Here is a 19,863-nt window from a genome sequence, read left to right on the forward strand (position 1 = left end):
GAACTATCTAAGATAGCGTAAGCTATCCTAAAATTAAGGTGAAAAGGAACAAAAACATAAAAATCTTGGATGAAGTGGGACGAGTAACAACTTGAATTTATCAGATGCTTAAAAAAAGAGGGTTAATCTGAATCCTCTATAGTAACCCGTAAGATTAGCGTATATCTCATCCGCAACTTCTTCGTGATAAGTGTGAGTGGTCATATTCCTGTCATCGGTCATCTGCAAAGCCAGAACGGTTTCTTCATCGTTTATGTATACCTATCCTGAAAGCTTCCCTGAAACATGATTTGGGAGAGTTGCAGACTATGCCCTCTACGTCTTTCATGTACTCCTTTGTGAGTTTCCAGGTGACCTCAAATGTGTACTCGAATCTCTGGATTGATGCGTCCCTCACTATTGGAGATAAAGGTTCCCTCAGCACCTCTTCGAGCGTCCTTAGAGCCCTTCCTGCATCGTTTGCTACCAGCTCTAGTTTTTCCATAATATTCCCTCTTCCAGTACTTTCTGCCTGAAGGCATTCGAAGTCTTTGAAACATCAACAACGTCCACACTATATGGAATATTCATATTCTCCAGCCTTTCTTTCAGGAGGGTCAGTTTTGTCCTGCTGTAAGGCCCGTGAGGAATAATACCGACATCAATATCCGAAACCGAATCGGAATCGCCTCTTGCCCTCGAGCCGAACAGGACCACGCCAACGTTCTCTTTTGCAAATGTCTCAAGTACGGCTTCCTTTACCTGAAGCAGGGATTTTTCAAACAGCACAGGATTTTCATGCATAAAGAGCTTCCCTAATGGCATTTCCATACCCATTACTGATCAAGTAGATACCCATTACTTATACTCGCCAGTAAAGTTTAAATCGTTAACCCAAAAGATAATCAGTCTTACTGAACAAAGACAAAGCATCATTACCCCACTGGCGGCATTTTCCTCCGTTCACCGGCGGCGAACAATGGGCTAACCATTTTTACCAACCAATGCAAGACAGTTTTTACCAATACCTGCATACAATGTAATGAAAAGATCAAAAGTAGAAAGAAGAGATGCCTGAAAGAAGACCGGCAACTGACGACGTCCTCATGCGCTGGATGAGGACGGAGGTTACAAAGATCAATGAGGGCATAGTCACCGAAAGCAAAAGTCTTGCCCAGTTACTCCAGGAGGAAAAGCCGACCTCAATAACTAAAAACGGGAATGAGTACGCTTTTGATACTGATGTTCTCAAGCTGTCTCAAAACTACACCAGACTGTCAAACCGGGGTTATAAAATTGTAAACTGAGTTTCTGAGTGTAGTTTCGGTACGGTTATAACTTCTATCTTTGCTATCTATTAATGGAACTATGTCCTGAATCTGGGGTTGTCAGATGGCAATCTATTCTTATACTCAATATATGACACAAGGCGATCGAGGATAGACCATCTGCCTTCACAGCATAAAAGGAAACAGCTACTAGGGTTCTGAGGAGGAAATTGATCATGGAGCCAATGAAATTTACCAATATCAGCATTCTTGGGGGTAAGGATGCAGCACCACGGTCCGAGAGAAAAGCTGCTGGTAAAGCTTTGCGTAAGCAGGTGCCTCTTGAGAGCCATGGGGTCTGGAAGCCTGCCCAGGATCGTCCCGATCCGCTCTCACTCCTGCAGGCACAGGACGAAGGCCGTTTGCAGCATCTCCTGCCCATAAAGTACGGCCGTATGCTAGCCTCACCTTTTGCCTTCCTGCGCGGTTCAGCTGTTGTGATGGCGGCCGATCTGGCAGCTACACCAGTGATGGGCATCCAGACCCTTTTATGCGGTGATGCTCATCTTGCCAACTTTGGCCTCTTTGCAACGCCGGAACGCAAACTGGTCTTCGATATAAACGATTTCGACGAAGCGTTTCCCGGGCCATGGGAATGGGATCTGAAGCGCCTGGCGACCAGTGCCGCAGTGGCAGGTCGTGAGATAGGCCTGAGCAGGAAAGCATGCAGGGATATAGCTGTCACTATTTCCAGAAACTATAGCGATGCCATGAAGCGCTTTTCAGAGATGCACACTCTGAATGTCTGGTACTACACTGTGGACGCTGACGCTATTCTTGAAGTCTTTCAGCTTTCATCATCGGAAAAAGGGAAGAGAACGGCTGAGAAGACAATCGCTAAGGCACGCAGTAAGACCCAGGAGAGGACCCTGGAACAGCTAACGGCTGTCGAGAATGGTCACCGGCATATCATAAGCAATCCGCCACTACTGGTCCCAATGCATGAGATGGACTTCTCTCAATTTCTCAATCCTGACGAGCTGAAGCGGATGTCAGATGATTTCGTTGAGGATGCCTGGTCCCAATACCTGGAAAGCCTACCTGACGAAAGGCGCTTTCTGTTGCTGCGTTTTCATATCCTCGACTCGGCCCTTCGGGTAGGTGGGGTAGGCAGCGTGGGAACACGCTGTTTTATTGCGCTGTTGCAGGGCGGGGCTGAAGACGAGTTTTTGATGCTGCAACTGAAAGAGGCCGGTAGATCCGTGCTTGAGGACTATGTTCCCAAGCGTCCCCATGTGCAGCCTGCCCGTAGAGTTGTGACTGCCCAGCGCCTGATGCAGGCTGCCAGTGACATGTTCCTGGGTTGGCATACTGGCCAGGTGAAGCAAGTGGACTATTACTGGCGCCAGTTCAAGGACATGAAAGGTTCTTTCGACGTGACCAACATGGACAAGTCGTCGTTCAGGGTTTATGTGACTGTATGCAGCTGGTGCCTGGCCCGAGCCCACGCACGCACCAGTGACGCCTCTTCAATCAGCGGCTACCTCGGCAGCGGTAAATCCTTTGCCGAAGCAATCGGTGACTTTGCGGTTGCTTATGCCGACCAGACCGTAAGAGATCATCAGGCACTTGTGGAGGCAGTCCGGTCGGGTCGCATTCAAGCCAAAACAGGGATATAAAGCGCGACACTACCTGACATTATCTTTGCTGGATGTGGATTCCGGGATACTTTGACCCTTATCTCACATTTCGCAGGTCTCCCCTCAGATGATCATGAGAGTGAAATGAACCGGTTACATTAAAAATATTCAGATTTTAACTTGACGTGCGGAATGTGAGCTAAAAGAAATGGTTGATTTGATTACTTGAAGAGGAAATAAATGCTGGAATACAAACGGAATTTTAGCAGGAAAGCCAAGTAACCTATGTTGATAAGTGAATATTGATCTTTGCCGAATAAAGTATAAAGGAAAATTGAACTGGAATTTTGTCCAATTGTAGAATTTAAAAAAGTTTTGATACAACTTGTTCTGGAGGTTTTCAAGAAAAAGCTGCCTCCAGAACTTCACCATAAACAGAAGTTACCAATTGTCTATTTCTACAGCCCGAATGTACCCGATAGCTGCTACCTTAATGATTTCCATGCTCTCCATGCCCTGCAGGTTCTTGGAGAGCTCAGTAAACTGCACCGGATGCAACTGGGAAAAGTATGGGTTGGGAGAGCGATCGCTTATTCAATCATGAAGAAATACCCTACAGCCATAAGATAGCTATATCCTGAGATCTTTCCTGTTCCCAGGCAAGGAATAATTGCAAATAATATATAGTACAATACTGCCCCATTAACATCACAGAGTTCTAAGGTAGAAGATCATGACATCCATCCAATCCATCAACCCTGCAACAGGCAAAGTCATCAGTGAAGTGGAAATGCATACAGAAGAGCAGGTGAGCCGGATGCTCAAAAAGTCTGCTGGGACTTTCAGGGAATGGAAAAGAACGGATGTTGCCGAGCGCAACGAGCTTCTTAAAGGCTTCGCGAAGATGCTGCGGAAAAACAAGCAGCAATATGGGGAGCTTATAAGCACTGAAATGGGGAAAGTCATCAAGCAGGCTGTTCCGGAGGTCAGCAAATGTGCTGACATGTTCGATTATTTCGCAGATAATTCAGAAAAGATGCTGGAACCGGAACCTGCGGAAGCAGGTTCATGCAACTCGTTCATCCATTATGAACCCGTAGGCACCGTGCTTGCCATCAAGCCATGGAACTTCCCCTTCTGGCAGGTGCTCAGCGCGGCCGCCCATGTGCTGGCAGGCGGAAACGTCATGCTGCTCAAACACTCCGGTTACGTGCCACTGTGCGCACTGGAGATGGAGAACATCTTTGTAGAGACAGGATTCCCTGAAGGCGTCTTCCAGACGCTGCTCATAGACGGGAGAGCGGCATCCTCACTCATCTCAAGAAACGAGGTCAAAGCCGTATCCTTCACAGGAGGACACGATGCCGGACAGAAGGTTGCCGAACTTGCTGCCCGCAACTTCAAGAAGTTCGTGCTGGAACTGGGTGGAAGCGACCCGTTCATAGTCCTTGGTGATGCCAACGTAGAAATGGCGGCAAAGGTCGGTGTAGCAAGTCGTTTTCTTAATAGTGGCCAAACATGTATAGCAGCCAAGCGCTTCATTGTCACAGAATCAGTGACAGAGGAGTTCACGGAAAGGTTTGTGGAACTGACCGGCAAACTCACTATTGGCGACCCCCTGGACCCGAAAACAGATATCGGGCCGATGGTCCGGGAAGAGCAGCTCCGGATAATAGAAGATCAGGTCCAGGATGCTATATCCAGAGGTGCTAAGGTTCTCGTCCCGGGTGGGAGGATGAAAAGTGAGGGTTATATGTATTCCCCTACAGTTCTCGCTGGTGTGAGCACGGATATGCGGGTCATGAGAGAGGAGACATTCGGCCCTGTGGCACCCATCATTACGATCAAGGATGAGAAAGAAGCTATGGAGCTTGCAAACGACTCGGAGTTCGGCCTGGGCGCCAGCGTGTGGAGCCAGGACCGTGAGAGGGCCATGAAAGTTGCCTTGGAACTTGAAACCGGCATGGTGGGCATTAACTCGTTCTGCACGCCCCAAGCCTGCCTGCCTTTTGGCGGAGTGAAGAAAAGCGGCATGGGCAGGGAGCTTTCCAGGCACGGGTTCCTTGAGTTCATGAACATAAAGTCGATAAAGATGATGTAAGAGTCAACCTGTGAATATCCGATCATCTTTCTTTTTTCATTGTGTAATTTGTTAAAATTTGCCCGTTTACGATAACCTGGTTTTCACTCATCAGAATAAAACCCATTCTCTCAAAAAAGGGCCTGGCTACTTTTGATGCCTCTACAATCAGTTTTTTTCTGTATCTGTCCCGAGCGAATCTTTCAATGTGATAATAAAGGTCTTTCCCAATCCCTTTACCCTGGTGATCAGGATCTACAAAGAAATAGTCGATATAACCGGGTGGACCAATGCTCATAAAGCCAACGATCTTTCCGTTATCACATGCCATATAGGTTTTTACACATCTTAACCTTTGATCCCATTTCAAGTATTCCGGCGGTTTCGGAGCCCATGCTTCTTTCTGTTTTTCTGAATAGATCGACGGATCTATCGCATGCACAGTTCTGTGAAAGAGATCAGCTATTTCTTCCAGATTTGTTCCTGAATATTCAGCAATAATCATGTCCTGTTACAGAGAGGCTCACCACAACTATAACAGTATCCTTTATGGACACAGATGGTGCCCCCGCATTTTGAGCAGGCCCATCGTGTCTTCTCGTTCGCGAAGAACTGTTCAAGACCATAGGTTTTGATATTCTCAAGGTTCTCGATCATGCCCATATTGTATTTGGTCCGATATCTTTTATCCAGTCGCTTCAGTTTGTCACAGGGGAACTTTTCGCACTCGAAGCAAAACCCGGGAGCATCTATCGGAAAGCTTTCGCAGTGTTTGATCCTGCACTTAGTGCAGCTGATTGGCTTATTGGTATCAGGTGCCCTGCAACCTGGACATTTCCTCTTTTCCCGCAGATATGCCATGCATACACCACAATTCATTCCACATGGTGCAATAAGTGAAACCTCATTCAGGGAATTCATAAATTGTGACCCTCTACTTTTTATTCTTCAGGGCTGCTCCGATAGTGATACACATTACCGGAATCACCACATATCTCAATCCAATCTGGGCAAAGTAATCCGCAAGAGACATCCCGGACATGGGAATCAACACCAGCAGATCCAGCAGTATGTTTATGCCGAACCATGTTAATCCGAGAATTACTCCTTCTCTGAGATAGTCTGCACCTATATTCCTGAAATAGGATACCAAAAGAAATGCAGCGGTGATAGAACCGACCACGATCATGATCGACTTGAACAGGAATATGTCAATTGTCAGTTCTCCTTCCCTTGTATAAAACAGGAAGGAAGCCAGAAAAGGTATGAGCCATGACAAAAAGCCATAAACTAAATTTTTAAGATATTTGTTTTGCATAGTGTTTATTGGAAAATATTATCTATTTAAAGATTTGTATTATAAAGCGCTTTGAAGAACAGCGGTCCTGAGAGGATTACAATTGATTATCCCGATTGACTCTGTTTTTAAAAGCAATTCCAAGTTATTACTAAGCAATATTTTTATATTTTAATAGTAAGTAATACATACAACCACTTTTATATGTAAACAAATCCAACTGAAATTGGGGAGTAGTCAAGCCATTTACTGAAGGATATTTCCTTCAAAACACTTTACCGGGGGACATTGATATGGAAAGCATCAGATCTGTTAATCCTGCCACAGGAGAAGTTATCGGAGACTTCGAACTGGATACTGAATACATTGTGGAAGATAAGATAAGACTATCCGGGAAATATTTTAAGGACTGGAAAAGCACATCGCCTTTTGACAGGTCCATGTACCTTGACAATGTAGCGGGAGTCTTGAGGGAGAGGAAAAAAGAGCTTGCCGGGATGATAACCCGGGAGATGGGTAAGCCTGTTAAAGAATCATTGGGAGAGGTCGAGAAATGTGCCTTGCTGAGTGAGTACTTTGCCCGCAATGTCGAGAGGTTCCTTGCTGCGGAGTTCGTGGATACAGATGCCGAAACATCCGGTTTCCTGTATGAGCCCATGGGTACGATCCTGAACATAATGCCTTGGAACTTTCCATTCTGGCAGGCAATGAGAGCAGCCATTCCTGCACTTGCAGGTGGGAACGTCGTGCTACTCAAACATTCCAGCAATGTATCTATGTGTGCCCTTGAAATAGAGAAGATATTCTGCGCGGCCGGAATGCCTCCGGGAGCATACCAGACCCTGCTCATCAGGGGAGAGACCGCTTCAGGGCTGATATCCAGGGAAGAGATCAGGGCGGTATCTTTTACGGGGAGTAATCCTGCCGGACAGAAGGTAGCATCTGAGGCAGGCCGGTATATGAAGAAGTACGTGCTGGAGCTTGGCGGCAGTGACCCGTTTATCGTACTGCGGGATGCGGATGTAGAAAAAGCAGCTGAAGCTGCCGTAAAGTCCAGGTTCCGTAATGCAGGGCAAAGTTGCACTGCAGCCAAGCGTTTCATTATTGCGGAATCTATAGCTGAGGAGTTTACGGAAGAATTTGTGAACAGGACCGAGAAGCTCAAAGTAGGCGATCCCATGGACCCTGCCACCCGGATAGGTCCTATGATAAGCGCAAAGCAGCGGGAGAAACTGCAGAAACAGATCGATGATACACTGAAAATGGGTGCCCAAGTCCTGCTTGATGGAGGGAATATGGAAGGGGACGGGTTCTTTTATATGCCAACAGTACTCACGCATGTAAAGGAAAATGCTCCTGTCCTCACTGAGGAAACCTTCGGTCCCGTGGCTCCTATAATAACATTCAGTGAAGAGAAGGAGGCTGTCAGGCTGGCCAACAGTACAAGGTTCGGGCTTGGTGCAAGTATCTGGACCGAGGACAGGGACAGGGCCATGGACCTGATAAGAAACATACAGGCCGGTGTCATTGCTATTAACCATATGGTAACATCTGATCCTGCCCTGCCTTTTGGTGGCTACAAGGAAAGCGGTATCGGCAGGGAATTGTACAGGGTAGGCATGCAGGAATTCATGCAGATCAAGTCTTTAAAAGTGTACTAGGCGGTTGAAAATGAAAGGCAGCGATCTTTTTGTAAAATGTCTTGAGAATGAAGGTGTGGAATATATCTTCGGAGTGCCCGGAGAAGAAACCGTTGATCTGATGAACTCGCTCTCAAGATCAAACATAAAGTTCATTGTTACAAGGCATGAGCAGTGCGCGGCTTTCATGGCAGATGTTTACGGCAGGATAACCCATAGGCCGGGGGTATGCCTAGCCACGCTGGGCCCCGGTGCCACAAACCTGATAACAGGAGTTGCTGATGCCCACCTTGATAAAGCGCCACTGGTGGCCATTACCGGGCAGGCCGGCCTTGAAAAAACGCATAAGGAATCGCACCAGTACATTGACATAGTGGCGGTTTTCAGGCAATTCACAGGATGGAACTCCAAGGTCACAAGGCCAGATTTCATTCCAGAGATCGTGCATAAGGCATTCAGTATTTCCAGGGACAGGCATGCTGCAACACATATTGAACTCCCGGAGGATATCGCCCAGGAAGATAGCTCAAAGGAGCCGCTTTTCAAGACAAGCTATCCTCATATCACCTCTCACGATGAGAGTGAACTGAACAAGGCCGCTGAGATGATAATGGAGAGCTCGTGTCCCCTTATTCTTGCAGGCAATGGGGTATTCAGGGGTGATGCCTCATACGAGCTGAGAAGGTTCGTTGAGTTCACGGGTCTGCCGGTGGTCACGACGTTCATGGGAAAGGGAGCTGTGCCTGCAGACAATGAACATTATCTTGGCTCAATGGGCATCAAGGACAGAGACCATGTGATCTGTGGTTTTGATATGGCTGATCTTGTCATCTGCGTTGGTTACGATTATGTGGAATACAGCCCTCGTTTCTGGAACTCGGACAGATCGAAACGTATAGTGCATATACATGCCGACCGTCCGGAAGTGGATGAAAGCTATATACCGGACATCAGTCTAACCGGCGATATCAGGCAGGCGCTTTTGCGCCTGACACAGCTCTGCAGCTTCAAAGGCATGCCGGAAAGACTGGAGAGAGTGCGCCAGAGAATGAAGGCCGAGCTTGAGAACTTCAGTGAGGACATGTCTTTTCCCATGAAGCCCCAGAAAATCATATACGACATCAGGGAATGCCTTTCAAGGGAGGATATAGTGATCAGCGATGTTGGAGCGCATAAACTCTGGGTCGGCAGGCTCTTCCCTGCATACGAGGCCAACACGGTCTTTATCTCTAACGGTCTTGCATCAATGGGATTTGCACTTCCGGCAGCAATAGCAGCCAGTCTTTTGAAACCGGAGCACAGGATCGTAGCTGTTGCGGGGGATGGTGGATTTCTGATGAATGTTCAGGAGCTTGAAACCGCTGTGAGACTTGGCTGCAGCTTTGTCGTGGTCATTTTCAATGATTCTAAGTATGGCCTGATAGAATGGCATGATAAAAGGAAGTTCAAAGAGAGCATGGGCACTGATTTCACAAACCCGGATTTTGTAATGCTTGCAGAGAGCTTTGGGGCAAGAGGTATGAAGATTGAGAGTGCCGGGGAGTTCAAGCCTAAGCTCAAAGAAGCCCTCATCCAGGGAGGAGTATGGATATTTGATGTCAGGGTGGATTATTCAGAGAACTTCAAGCTCACGGAAAAACTGAGCAATAATATGTGTCAGATATGAGAGAGCTTCGATTTCAAAGCTATCAGGTCAGGCCTTTATTATTTATGACATCAAAATTGGCGTAAATGTACTTTTTTGCCTACCTTTAATTAAATCGGCGATAACGAAATAATAGAACTGCAAGTTCGTAGTTGCCAGCACCACGAATGAGTCCTGAAAAACAATACAGGAAAAAGGGGCAGGCCTGATCACATGGATTCAGGCGCACCCAACCCCAGCGTATCCAGGGTGCTTGCAAGCACTATCCTTGCGCAGTCAACCAGAGCCAGCCTGCTGGCCCTTATGTTGTCGTCCTCTGCACTGAGCACAGGCACGAACCTGTAGAACTGGTTGAAGGATTCGGCAAGCTCCCTTGCATATATAGCAATAGCATTCGGCTTTAGTTCCCTTGCGGAAGTTTCAAGAACGCTGTCAAAAGAAGCCATCTTCTTGACAAGGCTCACTTCCGTATCTTCAACCAATAGCGAAGGGTCTATTGGGGACTCGGGATCCCACAAGCCATCTTCCTCTGCTTTCTTCAGGATATTACATGCACGCGCATGGGAGTACTGTATGAACGGCCCCCCCTGCTTCTCAAAATCGAGGGCTTCTTCCCAGTCAAAGACAGTGGATTTCTCAGGAGAGACTTTTACGATGTCGTACCTGACAGCACCTATTCCCACGGTCCTTGCAACTTCCTTCTTGAACTCTTCCGACATCTCCGGGCGACGCTTGTCGACTTCAATGTATGCCTGCTTCTCTATCTGGTCCAGAAGGTCGTCAGCTGAAATGAACTTGCCCCTGCGTGTGCTCATTGAGCCTTCGGGCAACGATACGAACTCGAATATAACAATCTCAGGCTCAGGTTTGCCTATCAGTCTTAGGGTTGCCTTGAGCTGTCCCGATATGAGCTTATGATCGGCTCCCAGCACATCTATCATCCGGTCAGCTCTCTCGCTCTTCCATTCATGGTAGGCGAGGTCACGTGTGGTATAGAGGGATGTGCCATCGGTGCGCTGTATGACAAGGGTCTTCTCAAAACCATAATCTGAAAGGTCAACTACAAGTGCACCCTTGTCGACCTCAGTCTTTCCTGTGGCCTTAACTTCTTCTATTATCCTGGTAACTGCGCCTGAGCGGATAAAACCTGACTCATGAGGGAAACTGTCGTGCTGTACGTTCATACGCAGCAGGGTTTCCCTGATACCTGCTATAGCCAGGGAGACAGCTTCATCAAACCCTTTGATGGTCTTCTCATCACCCTTTTCTACGAGCTGCATAAGCCTGTCAATCTCAGCTACCTTTGCAGGGTCTTCGGTCAGTTCGACATTGGCCTTAATGTAAACATCTGCAATCGCATGATCGGGCTTTCTGGATGTATCAAACTTAAAACGTGAGAGAGCCCACGAAACGATAGCTATCTGGCGACCCATATCATTTACGTAATACTGGGTCTCCACATCATACCCTGCCCTTATGAGAACTCTCTTGAGAGTGTCTCCGATAATGGAGTTGCGTATATGACCCACATGCAAAGGTCCGTTAGGATTTGCAGACGTGTGCTCCAGAAGGATACGTCCATTGCAGAAACCGCCTCCGAAATCTGAGGTCTCTGCCCTTATCCTGAAGACAGTCTCATCCACATAGTCGCGTGATGCATCTATATTGATATAGGGACCTATTGCCGTCACCTTGCCGATGAGAGAGCCATCGGGAAGAAAAACAGCATCTGCTATTTTCCGGGCAAGCTCCGCAGGGTTCTGCCTGGCCTGGGAGGCAAGCCTGAAGGCTACCTTTGAAGCTATATCAGCATGCTGGGAAGGCTCCAGCCCAAGGTCTTCTGCCTGCAGGCCCATGGAGGCAAGGGCATCCGTAAGAACTGAAGTGACCTGTTTTTTAAACTCAAGGAACACAATAACACCTCGATTAAGGGGTCATACACCCGTATTGAACCTCAGTATTGCCACGATCCCGCCAAATGCGTTGAAGAGCTGGGAACCTTCGTCAAAGTCGGTTGAGACGAATTCCACATTAGTGGCCATCTGGTCAGCAAGCTCGGATAGTTCATCGACGATATCGGCCCTCTCAACAACCTCAAGATGGGTGCCACATACAGGACATGTACCTGAAGCGTCCGGGTGCTCACCCGGCTTGAAGTCCCGTGTGATCTTATTCTCATAGTCCCCCGTAGGACAGCGCAGGGTTATCCGTTCAGCCCTGAGACCTTCGGATATCAGCAGTACCTCCACGGCACCGATGCTCAGGTTTTGACGCACCTGGGCCTCACCGTATGCGGCTTTCCCTGAATCCGATACGAGCTCTTTCAGGAATCGCTGCACCAGCTTCTTCTCAACCATCAGGTCGAGGTCCGAAAGCTTTTCACTTGCAGCATTAACAAGCTCTGAGAGTCCAGATTCATCAGTATAGGCGATATCGAACATCCCGAGGACCTTCTTCTGTATCTCATGGTGGAAGAACTCACCAGCCTCGAACTCCTCTTTTGTTGGGGAAGGGCCTCCGATGAGCACACCTTCGAAGTCTTTCTGGTTCACACCCATAAAGACTTCGCTGGCAGACTCACCTATGCGTTTGAAAAACTCATGAATAGCGATAAGTCTGAGCTGCTGGTACCTGTGGGCACTCTGACCTCCTTTTCTCTGTTTTCCCGGGACGGAAGATGTCATGTGCCTGAAAGCCTCTATATGTTTACCTACCAGTAGGCCGACTGTAGCTTCCCTTCTGTCAAGCACTAGCAGGCCGTAGGTCTTGGCGTCCCTCAACATTTCCTCAAGAGGCTCAAGGTAGAACGAGGAATCACAATGATACCTGTAAGTGATGATTGGCTGGGGTGGCTCAACTATCGTAGTCTCCATGTTCGTCTTATTAGCACCTATATCAACGGCACCTGTAAAGAACACAATGCCGTTCTCCGGAACTTCCACATATCTCAGTCTGGAAAGCAGGGATTCCACAGCACCCTGGACATTATCCTTTGTCACCTTGGACTTGATGTTGGCCGCCTGACCGTGCTCTGTCCTGAGCTGGGAGGTGATATCGGATATTTGCTTAGTAGGAGGGATATAGAGAGAGATCAGCTCTGTACCGCGACCTTTCTTGGTACGCAGTTCCTCGAGCTTCTTTTTGAATTCATATTTAGAATGAGCAGATTGTTCTGACATATTGGAAATACTCCACAATTAAAGTGCATTTAAGATGAGTTCCTATCTTCGATTAGGTTGAGGTGCATATGTGTATCTAACTATAAATATAGGTTGTGACAGAGCCACATGATACAGTATCATACCAGAGGGGAAACGGTGCCGTCTTTAGAGATTAACACGACCCTGCTTATCTCAACATCGTCAGCGATCCTGTATCCAAGCAGGTTTGCAAGTTTATCCGAGAAATCAAGTACTTCATGGTGGGAGGGCATCGCTTCACGCGGAAGCCTCTTCCTTGAAAAACCCAGGTGCATGTAAGCCTTCACCTCGATGTAATCAGGTTCTGCTTTGCGTATTAGTTCTGCGTAGCCTTCGTGGTTGAACATATTAAGGTCTTTTATGAGCGTTATACGTATAACTGTCCTGGTTTCCTTTTCCCTGAGTATCTCAAGGGAATGTCCTATCCTTTCCCAGAGGTCCGCTGATTTGGGACCGCAGACCTTCTCGTAGGTTTCCCTGTCAGGAGCCTCCAGGCTCATGTAAAGCTGAGACGGGTTTATACGCTCCATCATCTTAGGATTGGTCCCGTTGCTCACAACAAAAGTAGTGAGCCCCTGCCTTTTGAACTCTTCAATGAGTTCCGGGAGATGTGGAAAAAGAGTAGGTTCTCCTGAAAGTGATATTGCCACATGCCTGGGGTCGTTCCCTTCCATCCAGCGTTCTTGGAGGGCAGACCCACCAAAGCCTGATATGAGTTTTCTCTGTGACTCAATACAAGACCCCACTATTTCCACTGGAGAGTCCCATTCCACAGGCATTGACACATCCACCTCGGTGGGCCTCCAGCAGTGCAGACATCTCTGGTTACACATAAGCGTAGGCGTCATCTGTAGGCACCTGTGGGACTTGATACCATAGAAAGCAGCCTTATAGCATGCACCCTCATCCTGCATGGACCTGCGAAGCCAGAGGCAGGTCTTGACAGCGGAATGCCTGCCTGCAAGACTGTATCCCTGTTTTCTCAACAGGCTGTTAAAGTCAGTTATATCCTCAGTTTTTTCTTTTCTTCTGGACATTTGAGCTGTAGTTATTTTTCAGGTATATATAATATATGCAAATGCACTGAAGGGAGCACTGGAAGAAAACAAGAAAGAATAAACGAACGCAATGTCAGGAGATACTCAAGCTTACCATGCATCCCTATAAGTACAACAGGACAAGAAGGGAAATGGATAATAGTAAACCCTTCATTGTACGTTGTCAGGGGAACCAAAATACTAAAATTCAACCCGATGGAAGGTTCATATACTGCTACACAGGCCTTAAGCGAGTATGTTTACGCAGGCTTTAGATCCCCGGGTCATCCACTGCCTTTCCCGGAGTGAATAACCAGTTACCACTGTACTAACGGTTTCAGACGTGCTTGTCTCTGTTTTAAACGCTCGCTTGCTGAGAGAATATTCCATTGAGATTCCCTTATCTGCTGCTGTGTTTATTAATCCGGCTTTTCTGTTCTTGAGAGAGTATGACATAATCATATATTTTCACTTCCTAGATTCAATTCTATTTACTTTAATATTTATGGCTCTTCGCCATCTCGACCATTGCCCTGAGGTTCTCAGTAGGTGTCTTGCTGACAATACCACATCCAGGAGCAAGTAATCCCACACCTGCATCCAGCACTTTCTGTGATGCTTCCTTTACAACTTCAGGTGTCTGGTTCCAGAGAACATTAACAGGATCGAGGTTACCCACAATAATGGCTTTGTCCACCTTGCTTACGGCAGTTGCAACGTCCACGTTCTGGTCAACACTGATGGAGTCCACACCGGAAGACTCCATAAGGGCCAGGCCCTTGGTAGTGTCACCGCAGATGTGCAGTACAGTGGCGACGTTGAGCTCACGCATTGCATCGACTATTTTTTTGTGGTATGGGACCACGAACTTCTCATAGAACTGGGCGCCAATGAGCTGGGCGCTTGCTGTAGGGTCGATGATGACCATTGTATCCGCACCGTTCTCAGCCATCTTTTTTGCATAGGCAATGTTGAATTCGGTCGTGAACTCCATAAGGGCCAGACCAAATGCCTCGTCCGTGAAGATTGCCATGAACCAGTCGTCACCGTTCATGTGCTGGGCAAGGGAAAAAGGACCGATCATGCTCCCCATGATTGGGAGTTCCTTGCCATACTTGTCTGCGAGTATCTTTATAGCATCGCACACGACACTGATCCTGCCTTTGTTGATGTCGTATCCGCTAAGCTTCTCAATGTCTGCGGCGTCCTTTACCACATGACCGACAACGGAAGGCTGCTGCTCTCTTGTTCCCGCCTTGATCTTGCAGCCGAAGAACTCGGCCTCTGCAGTGATATCAAAAGGAACACGTACGGCTTCAAAGCCCACGACGGTGTGGCCTGCTTCTGCAAGTGCTGCCATCTTCTGGGCATCTTCGTTGGCCTCTGGCCAGAAGGCTCCGGAGGCTTCCATCTGTTCTACTGTGCCTGTCTGTGTGAATGATACGGCAGGCATCCTGTCCACAGGCTGCCCTTTAAGGGCGCGAGCAAGTCTTTCTTTGGGGGTATATTCAACCATTATGATCAGACTCCATTATTATAATCTTTATTGTACATGAAGGAAATGTGAGTCCCAAGTATATATATTTTGTGTATGCACATGCGGAAAGTTTAAATATAAGCCTTATATGTTGGCCAAGCACAAACAATAAATATCAATAATCCTCTCATCAGTGGATACTTCATATAAAAAAGGAGTATATATCAGATATTCAATCGCCTGATATCTTTATTTAAAAGAAAGACCCTTTTAACACTCCTAATAATGTATTATAAAGCATTCAAAAATTCGATGTATTCTTTAGTTCTTTATTGTGTTTAGTAAAACCTATATAATAGCAAATTATATATACTTGAAAATCCGCCTCTTCTCTCGTGTGGCACGTGAAATGAAAGATCCTTGTCAAAATTCTCTTCTCTCAAAAAAAAGAACTGATTTTTAGATATATAGTTTACGATTAACTGGATTACAACATTTCATATTTACAAAAAAAGCAATATCTATAGCTAAAATTGATTTAGCATATTGGTGTGGGCTCAACCCGATATAAAGAAAAGTATATATGCTTCAAATAGAACACTGAATAAAAGAACAAAATAAGAACATGAAAAGTAAGGTCCTGACCAAAAGAGTTCTCAGATTATTTTTCTTTTCAAGGTGTCAAAATGCAAAACATGTACAAGTACCTCAAAAGCGCAATTGAGGGAGTTAACAGAACCGAAAAACAGCATGATCTTCTGATTTTCAAAAAATCAGAAGAGCTTGCTTTGAAATATGATATAAAATATGACGGGAAAAGTTTCGTACCTGATGACCTTGAACTTGCAGATGCGACTTTTGAAGCAGGCATAGAACTTTTGCATTCCGTAGGCATATACTGCAAAAGCACAGAAAAGGTAATCCAGATAGATGAAGAGGATATACTGAAATCCCTTAATGTAACAAACCCCCTGGAAATCGGCCGACTGAAAGAGAAAGTGACCGTACCCCACAGGTATCCAATGGCATCCATTCCTCCTGTGATCATCGGCGGACCAATGGGAGGAAGCATCTCCGAAGAGAATTTTCTTTATATAAACCTTAGCGCAGTACTTGAAAACGTAGTCCAGGGCATTTATAGCGGTGCAATGAAACAGTTCTGCGGCGAATATATCAGGCCAAAGAGCCCCCTGGAGCTACTTGCAGTCCTGAAAGCCGCAAGGAACGAAAGACTTGCCACAAAGATCGGTGGACGCGAAGGCCTGGCACTGATGGGACCCAGCACACCCACACTACCGTCATCATACATGCTGGTATCCTCTGACGAGCTCTATTCCTGTACCGATCCCCAGGAGGTTTACATGGATGACCTGAAGACCGACTATGAGACCCTGTCAAAATGTATTTTCCACCAGGAGCACGGCAACCACTATATTACCGGCCAGGTACCGGTCTTTGGCGGACCTTGCATTGGCTCGGCTGAAGGGCTGGCAATAATAGACGTGGCTGAAACCCTGCAGTCAAAAGTGCTTGCACACTCCAGCATTCACGGCTCCGGAGCTGTGCATTCAGAGACAGGCTCATCCTCTGCAAAAGAGATACTCTGGGCTTCCAACCTTGCCTCGCTTGCGATATCCCGTAACATGAACTATTATACTGCAAGATACTACTGGAACGCAGCCGGTATCTGCACCGAGATGATGTTCTACGAGACTGCGGCCCAGGCTATAGGCGATACCGTATGCGGCAGGGATATACTCCTCGGACCTGTAGGAGCACGCGGTGGAACCCCCGATCACTCATCCGGCCTGGAATCCAGGTTCATGGGCGAAATAGCCCAGATGGCAACTCACCTGTCACTCTCAGAAGCCAACCGTCTGGTAGCCAAAATATACTCAAGGTACGAGGATAAACTGAGCAATCCACCCGCCGGAAAAACCTTTGACAAGTGCTACAGGATAAAATCAGAGTACGACCTCGAACCTACAGAGGAATATACATCCATTTATAGAAAAGTGTCTTATGAAATAATGGGACATTTCCCGGAAGGAGGGGCTTGAGAAATCGTATAGAAATGGATGCAGCCAGCAATCATAATATTGTACTTTTTTTGATGAAAGCAAGTCTGCTATTATCACGACATGAGATTTAACATACAAATATATTAGTAAAAAGAGAACTGTTTCTGTTTACAATCAGCTTATCCTCTTAAAGAGGAGGTTATTCTACAAAAAATGAGGGTAGCCAGCGTGGATTAAGCGCTGGCTGCTAGGGAAGTGATAGACTTGTTTATCACAGCGAATTCTGGTCTTAGAATACCAGTCCAAGGTTCTCGAGCTTCTTGCGAGCGCCCTCATAGACCGTGACGTATTCTTCGGTAGGTGTTATGGTCTTGACATCATAACATTCCTGGAAGGTCTTACCCTGAGGTGCGGTTGCGTAGTTCTTCTCGTACATCTTGACGAGATTGTCGATTATCCTGTTGACCTCTTCTATTTCCATGCCTGCGGTTGCCTTGGCGACCTGTCCCATCATCCTGGCTTCCATACCCGTGGTCTTGTCCTGGACGACACCCTTGGCTGCTGCGACACCTGAGAGGATCTCACGGCCGGATGCTGTGTCAGTGATGGCCTGTGCTGAAGCTTCCAGCAGGCACATCTCTGTACACGGACCTGCACATGGGTAGTACTGGTTGCCTGAGAGAATGTCAGTGAACTCTGAGATGGTTGCACAGGTCCAGCCTGCGATCATCAGGGTTTCCCTGGTATTGGTCGACCCCCAGCGGATGTGCACCGGACCGTCAAGATGCCAGGTTGCATTGCTCATCACAAAGGCATTGAGGTGGGTTGCGATATCAACGATAGCAGTCTCTTCTATGCCACCGGCATAGCCACCGAAGATGGGCATCTGCTCATCCATGATGATGTTACTGTTACCCTGATAGTGTGCCAGCACACTTATTGCATCGAGGTCGATCTTGAGCTCATTGAGCTGGGAGACCTCGTGGCTGTCACTGCTAATCATGCCACCGGCACAGTCAGCAGAGATATTTCCCTGAGCGGACAGGGAAGTCTCTGGTCCCTATATACCCATGCCAGGTCTGCCGGCCATTGCCGCTGCGGTTTTGATAAGCCTTGTCTCGGTCTTGGCTGCAAGGATCTCGTAGGGGCTCTTGGGTATTGTCGGTTTTCCGCGCACTGACATCATTACACCGTTGACAATGGTGTCTACCTCTTTCTCAAGTGCGTAGCTCATGTGAACCGGCATGAACATGTCTTCGGAGATTGGGGAGCCAGTCGGACCTCCCTGGATTATGGGCTTGCGCTTGTCACCGACCTTTCTATTCTTTACGGTTACAGAGTCTCTGCCAGTACCCAGCACGAATTCCTTCTGGACATTGTTAATAGCGTCCCAGATCTCGTCCTCGGTGTATTTTACTACACGGCTTGTATCGGTACAGAAGATACCGCATTCCAGAAGCATTTCAAAACCGGCCTTGAACAGTTTCTCCATCATGTCCTTGTCGGTGGGAACGAACTCGCCCTTGAAGTCGATACCGTACTTCTGCTTGAGCTCCATTGACTTCATAGGGATTGTCATAAGGTCCCAGTCATCCTGGGACATTTTCTCTCCCTTCTTTGCACGGTCATAGAACTCGTAGCAATCAACTGATTTTCTGAATGTCATTTTGAAGCCTCCTTATTTCATCAGTCCCAGTGCGACACGTGCTGCTTCTGCGGCGTTCTCTGCGGTTGCATCGGCTTGGATATCAGTTATCCACTGCTTGGTGACAGGAGCTCCACCGAACATGACCTTGACAGAATCCCTGAGGCCTTCTTCCTTGAGCATCTCTATTGTGTCTTTCTGGCTCATCATAGATGTTGTCATGAGTGCAGATCCGACAAGCAGAATCTTTCCTCCTTTGTTCTTCTTGACCTCTTCGATGATGGTCTCATTTGATACATCCACTCCAAGATCCACTATCTTGAAGCCATTGGCACCGAGCATTGTTGACACAAGCCTGTGGCCTATATCGTGGATGTCGCCTTCCTGGACAAAAGTGATGGCCATTCCAACGCCTTCACCAGCTTTCTCTTTTGCCAGTTCCGGAGTAAGTATTTCCATTGCAGCGTTCATAGCCTTTGCAGACATCATGATCTGAGGAAGGTAGATCTCTGCCGCTTCGAATTTGTCACCAACTATCTTCATTCCCATTGCAAGACCATCGTCGATGGCCTCGACTGCTGATATGCCTGCAGCCAGGGCTGCCTTTGTGGCCTCTACAGTACCGTTGATGTTCTGCTTGATAATTGCGTCTCTAAGATTGTCTAAGATTTCTTGTTTTGACATAAAGTGCCTCTTTTTAGTTGGTTTACGGCTGGTGGTAGCCTATTACCTAGTTACTAATATTTATATTTTTGTATTAGAAAGTGAGAAACCTTGCAAAAGCAAGGTTCTGCACAAATCCTTCCCATCATCTGATCTTTTGCCTGAATTTCTCACAGCAGTTAATTTTGATGTCCAGCAGCTTCTCGATATTCATCTTTGCTGCAATTCCCTTTGGAGCTCCTGCAACAGATGTTATGACACCGATACCCAG

At 47.1% G+C, this 19,863-nt stretch carries 19 protein-coding genes and 1 pseudogene; 7 read left to right on the forward strand and 13 right to left on the reverse strand.

Annotation, left to right across the window (positions count from 1 at the left end; all coding sequences use genetic code 11):
* Positions 1–108 precede the first annotated feature (108 nt).
* The 3 genes from Q8J68_RS15015 to Q8J68_RS12215 are packed head-to-tail and all read right to left on the reverse strand — an operon-like array spanning position 109 to position 783.
* Entirely contained in the window at positions 109–222 is a 114-nt protein-coding gene (locus Q8J68_RS15015) for a hypothetical protein (protein ID WP_370867642.1), read from the reverse strand.
* A 22-nt stretch (positions 223–244) separates the two neighbouring features.
* Entirely contained in the window at positions 245–484 is a 240-nt protein-coding gene (locus Q8J68_RS12210) for a nucleotidyltransferase substrate binding protein (RefSeq protein WP_305311793.1), read from the reverse strand.
* A complete protein-coding gene (locus Q8J68_RS12215) occupies positions 472–783 on the reverse strand; it encodes a nucleotidyltransferase family protein (RefSeq protein ID WP_305311794.1) in 312 nt (103 codons plus the stop codon). The genes Q8J68_RS12210 and Q8J68_RS12215 overlap by 13 nt, the downstream gene beginning before the upstream one ends.
* Before the next feature lie 266 nt (positions 784–1,049).
* Between Q8J68_RS12215 and Q8J68_RS12220 the strand changes: the two genes are divergently transcribed.
* From Q8J68_RS12220 to Q8J68_RS12235, 4 genes are all read left to right on the forward strand, one after another.
* Positions 1,050–1,286 (forward strand): DUF61 family protein, encoded by a 237-nt coding sequence (locus tag Q8J68_RS12220; RefSeq protein WP_305311795.1) that lies wholly within the window; start codon positions 1,050–1,052, stop codon positions 1,284–1,286.
* A gap of 197 nt (positions 1,287–1,483) precedes the next feature.
* Complete coding sequence (locus Q8J68_RS12225) at positions 1,484–2,926, forward strand: DUF2252 domain-containing protein (protein WP_305311796.1); 1,443 nt, start codon at positions 1,484–1,486, stop codon at positions 2,924–2,926.
* Between the two features lie 336 nt (positions 2,927–3,262).
* Positions 3,263–3,517, forward strand: coding sequence for a DUF61 family protein (locus Q8J68_RS12230; RefSeq protein WP_305311797.1), 255 nt, complete (start codon positions 3,263–3,265; stop codon positions 3,515–3,517).
* Positions 3,518–3,620: 103 nt separating this feature from the next.
* On the forward strand, positions 3,621–4,988 hold the full coding sequence (locus tag Q8J68_RS12235) for an NAD-dependent succinate-semialdehyde dehydrogenase (protein ID WP_305311798.1): 1,368 nt from the start codon (positions 3,621–3,623) through the stop codon (positions 4,986–4,988).
* 22 nt (positions 4,989–5,010) lie between these two features.
* Here the strand turns inward: Q8J68_RS12235 and Q8J68_RS12240 are convergent, their stop codons facing one another.
* Genes Q8J68_RS12240 through Q8J68_RS12250 form a run of 3 tightly spaced genes read right to left on the reverse strand, consistent with a single transcriptional unit; the run spans position 5,011 to position 6,246 of the window.
* Positions 5,011–5,472, reverse strand: a complete 462-nt coding sequence (locus Q8J68_RS12240; protein ID WP_305311799.1) for a GNAT family N-acetyltransferase — start codon at positions 5,470–5,472, stop codon at positions 5,011–5,013.
* Positions 5,469–5,888, reverse strand: coding sequence for a DUF3795 domain-containing protein (locus tag Q8J68_RS12245; protein ID WP_305311800.1), 420 nt, complete (start codon positions 5,886–5,888; stop codon positions 5,469–5,471). Before Q8J68_RS12245 ends, Q8J68_RS12240 begins: the two co-directional genes overlap by 4 nt.
* 13 nt (positions 5,889–5,901) lie before the next feature.
* The gene (locus tag Q8J68_RS12250; RefSeq protein WP_305311801.1) at positions 5,902–6,246 is read right to left on the reverse strand and encodes a hypothetical protein; all 345 of its coding nucleotides are present in this window, start codon (positions 6,244–6,246) and stop codon (positions 5,902–5,904) included.
* A gap of 311 nt (positions 6,247–6,557) precedes the next feature.
* Here Q8J68_RS12250 and Q8J68_RS12255 point away from each other — a divergent pair, with 311 nt between their 5' ends.
* Positions 6,558–7,925, forward strand: a complete 1,368-nt coding sequence (locus Q8J68_RS12255; RefSeq protein WP_305311802.1) for an NAD-dependent succinate-semialdehyde dehydrogenase — start codon at positions 6,558–6,560, stop codon at positions 7,923–7,925.
* A gap of 10 nt (positions 7,926–7,935) precedes the next feature.
* Positions 7,936–9,570 carry an acetolactate synthase large subunit gene (locus Q8J68_RS12260; protein ID WP_305311803.1) on the forward strand — a complete coding sequence of 545 codons (1,635 nt, stop codon included), beginning with the start codon at positions 7,936–7,938 and terminating at the stop codon, positions 9,568–9,570.
* 188 nt (positions 9,571–9,758) lie between these two features.
* Here the strand turns inward: Q8J68_RS12260 and argS are convergent, their stop codons facing one another.
* The 4 genes from argS to mtbA form a co-directional block, all read right to left on the reverse strand.
* Complete coding sequence (gene argS, locus Q8J68_RS12265) at positions 9,759–11,462, reverse strand: arginine--tRNA ligase (RefSeq protein ID WP_305311804.1); 1,704 nt, start codon at positions 11,460–11,462, stop codon at positions 9,759–9,761.
* A 21-nt stretch (positions 11,463–11,483) separates the two neighbouring features.
* Entirely contained in the window at positions 11,484–12,728 is a 1,245-nt protein-coding gene (gene prf1, locus Q8J68_RS12270) for a peptide chain release factor aRF-1 (protein WP_305311805.1), read from the reverse strand.
* 119 nt (positions 12,729–12,847) lie between these two features.
* The gene (gene twy1, locus Q8J68_RS12275) at positions 12,848–13,786 is read right to left on the reverse strand and encodes a 4-demethylwyosine synthase TYW1 (protein WP_305311806.1); all 939 of its coding nucleotides are present in this window, start codon (positions 13,784–13,786) and stop codon (positions 12,848–12,850) included.
* A gap of 496 nt (positions 13,787–14,282) precedes the next feature.
* Positions 14,283–15,302, reverse strand: coding sequence for a methylcobamide:CoM methyltransferase MtbA (mtbA, locus tag Q8J68_RS12280; protein ID WP_305311807.1), 1,020 nt, complete (start codon positions 15,300–15,302; stop codon positions 14,283–14,285).
* Between the two features lie 647 nt (positions 15,303–15,949).
* Between mtbA and Q8J68_RS12285 the strand changes: the two genes are divergently transcribed.
* Positions 15,950–17,323, forward strand: coding sequence for a monomethylamine:corrinoid methyltransferase (locus Q8J68_RS12285; RefSeq protein ID WP_305311808.1), 1,374 nt, complete (start codon positions 15,950–15,952; stop codon positions 17,321–17,323).
* 250 nt (positions 17,324–17,573) lie between these two features.
* Here Q8J68_RS12285 and Q8J68_RS12290 read toward each other — a convergent pair.
* From Q8J68_RS12290 to Q8J68_RS12300, 3 genes and pseudogenes are all read right to left on the reverse strand, one after another.
* Positions 17,574–18,950, reverse strand: a pseudogene (locus Q8J68_RS12290) (monomethylamine:corrinoid methyltransferase).
* A 12-nt stretch (positions 18,951–18,962) separates the two neighbouring features.
* A complete protein-coding gene (locus Q8J68_RS12295; protein ID WP_305311809.1) occupies positions 18,963–19,613 on the reverse strand; it encodes a methyltransferase cognate corrinoid protein in 651 nt (216 codons plus the stop codon).
* 124 nt (positions 19,614–19,737) lie between these two features.
* Positions 19,738–19,863: hypothetical protein (locus Q8J68_RS12300; RefSeq protein WP_370867643.1), on the reverse strand; the 126-nt coding region annotated here is incomplete at its 5' end.

Source organism: Methanolobus sp., assembly GCF_030682845.1.
Lineage (GTDB): Archaea > Halobacteriota > Methanosarcinia > Methanosarcinales > Methanosarcinaceae > Methanolobus.